General features: G+C 56.7%; 2 protein-coding genes and 1 pseudogene. 1 reads left to right on the top strand and 2 read right to left on the bottom strand.

The window, feature by feature from the left end:
* Window positions 1-354: 354 nt before the first annotated feature.
* Complete coding sequence (locus AC0KVQ_RS16295; RefSeq protein ID WP_473422249.1) at window positions 355-1,116, bottom strand: sulfite exporter TauE/SafE family protein; 762 nt, start codon at window positions 1,114-1,116, stop codon at window positions 355-357.
* Window positions 1,117-1,262: 146 nt separating this feature from the next.
* On the opposite strand from AC0KVQ_RS16295, the gene AC0KVQ_RS16290 reads away from it, so the two are divergent.
* A complete protein-coding gene (locus tag AC0KVQ_RS16290; RefSeq protein WP_473422248.1) occupies window positions 1,263-2,087 on the top strand; it encodes a GntR family transcriptional regulator in 825 nt (274 codons plus the stop codon).
* 83 nt (window positions 2,088-2,170) lie between these two features.
* Here the strand turns inward: AC0KVQ_RS16290 and AC0KVQ_RS16285 are convergent.
* A pseudogene (locus tag AC0KVQ_RS16285) lies at window positions 2,171-2,426 on the bottom strand (hypothetical protein); the annotation flags it as partial.

The following is a 2,426-nucleotide window of genomic DNA, read 5'->3' as shown; positions in this document are numbered from 1 at the left end:
ACGAACAGATAGCGGGCGACTTCTTCGGTCACGCCCAGGTTCGAGTTGAACCCGTAGCGCAAGACCACGTTGATGAAAACCAGCACCGCCATCAGGCCAATGGTGACAACCATCAACCCGCGCAGCAGGCGGTTGGCCTGCGTAAGAAATGACATCTCTCTTCTCCTGAATGGAAATTTCCGATACATGCTGATGCGCATGAAACAGATGTATCCGCAGTGAGTGGGCTTCTTTTTATTAGTGGAATGGAGCCTTTTCAATGCGTATTGGGATACTAGTATTTATTCTGGTTCTTGTAAAGTAGTATCCTAGTGCAAATTCTGGTATTCCGACTGGTGGGCCATAGGCCGGTGATTACAGCAATTTGCTGAAACTATCCCAGCAAAGCTTGATGCCGGTAATGAATACGAAGGCGTAGGAGAGGCGATAGAACATGGCGGCTTCGATGCGATCATGCAGCCACATGCCGAGGCGCACGCCGATCGGGGCCAACGGGGCCAGAATCAGCGCGGTAGCAAGATTGGTCAGCGAAAGCTGGCCAAGGTAAGCGTATGGGACGAGCTTGACATAATTGATCACGGTAAACAGCAGGGTCAGCGTGGCAACCAGCACGGATTTATCCAGTTGCTTGGGCAGCAGATAGATCATGATTGGCGGCCCGCCGGCGTGCGAGACGAAACTGGTGAAGCCTGACAGCGACGACCACAGCGCTGCACTGATTTTTTCCGGCAGATGCCACGGTGCCTTGATGCGCCCCTTCAAGTAGTAATTCAGGGCAAATACGAAGGCCAGCAGGCCGATCATGGCTTTAACCACATCTTCATTGAGGTGATCAAACATGAGTGTGCCGATCACGATGCCCAGCAGTGCCCATGGCATCAGGCGGCCAAACAGGCGCAAATCCCAGTGGCGGCGCCACGACCAGAAACCGACCACATCCATCAGGCACAGGGTTGGCAGCACGATGGCAGCTGCCTGTGCGGGCGGAATGACAATCGCCATCAGTGTTACCGCCAGAAAGCTCAGCCCGCCGGCAAATCCGCCTTTCGAAATGCCCGTGAGCAGGATGCCGGGAACGGCGAGCACGTAAAACCACGGGTCGGCGATAATGTACATGTTGGTTATCCGTCGGTAATATTCTGGTTTGCTGGCCAGACAATCTGGCATGACGCCATACGTAAACGATATGGCGATAACCGCTTTATCTAGTATACTAGTGATTGGTGACGAGTGGCAGCGTATTACTGTCTGGGATGCAAATCATGGAAAACATACCGCAGCAGCTCAATGAGACTGCGCAAACTACCGCAACAGCGCTCCGTAAACCAGTGGAAAAGCGCAATGCCGGCAGCCGGATTTCCCGCATGGGCGGCCGCGCCGATTTTGCCGCGCTGGAAACCGCGCTGAAGCCATTGAGCGACGATCCCAGCAAATCCTGCTCCGAGCAGGTGCTTGATGTGCTGCGCGATGCCATTATTTGCGCCCGCATCCTGCCCGGCGTGCCGTTGTCCGAAGTGGCGGTGGCCACGGTGCTGGGTGTCAGCCGTACGCCGGTGCGTGAAGCCTTGCGCCGGCTAGCGCAGGAAGATCTGGTGCGTGTCTATCCTCAAGCGGCCACCGTGATTTCGCCGCTGAACCTGCATTTCCTGGAAGAGGGCTGCTTTATCCGTCGCTCGCTCGAATGTGCCAATGTCGAAGACCTGGCGCAGGAGATTTCCACCCGTGATCTGCGCGAACTGACGCGCCTGATCGAGGCGCAGGGGGCAGCAATCCATAATGGCCCGGTCGGTGATTTTTTCCGCCTGGACGAAGCCATGCACCAGCATCTGTTCGAGATTGCCGACCGTACGCTGGCGTGGTCGCACATCCAGCAGGTCAAGCAGCATTTCGACCGCGTGCGCTGGCTGGTCAACCGCGATCCGCGCCATGCTGAACGCGCCTACCATGAGCATCTGCTGATTCTGGATCGCATGAAGGCAGGCGATGGCAAGGGCGCTGCCAAGGCCATGTTCGACCACATTAGCGCCATCGCGCAGGATTTGCAGGAATTGCGCGATACTGCGCCGGACAATTTCTTCGAAGCTTGATGACCGCTTCAGCAAAAACAACGGGCAATGCTTTTGGCATTGCCCGTTGTTTTTGACGGTCCCCCGCAACCCGGGGAACTTGGTCAGAACGTCAGCTGCACCTTCATCTGCGAACGGCGATCCGAAGCCAGCTCGAACGCTTCCACTGCCTTTTCGATTGGCAGGGTCGCAGTGATGATCGGCTTCACATTGATGCGGCCTTCCTTCAGCAGGCGCGCAGCCAGCGCGTATTCGCTGTGGAAGCGGAATGCACCCACCAGGCTGATTTCCTTGCCCACCAGCACGCCGATCGGAATCGATACGTCGCCACTCACGCCCACCTGCACGATCACGCCGCGC

Source organism: Formivibrio sp. oc-25, from assembly GCF_055810895.1.
Note: the sequence above shows the minus strand (reverse complement) of the source record. Positions and strands in the feature narration are given on the sequence as shown.

Bases quoted from the DNA above. Each gene is read 5' to 3' on its own strand.
- AC0KVQ_RS16295 (WP_473422249.1), bottom strand. From the start codon at position 1,116: ATGTACATTATCGCCGACCCGTGGTTTTACGTGCTCGCCGTTCCCGGC.
- AC0KVQ_RS16290 (WP_473422248.1), top strand. From the start codon at position 1,263: ATGGAAAACATACCGCAGCAGCTCAATGAGACTGCGCAAACTACCGCA.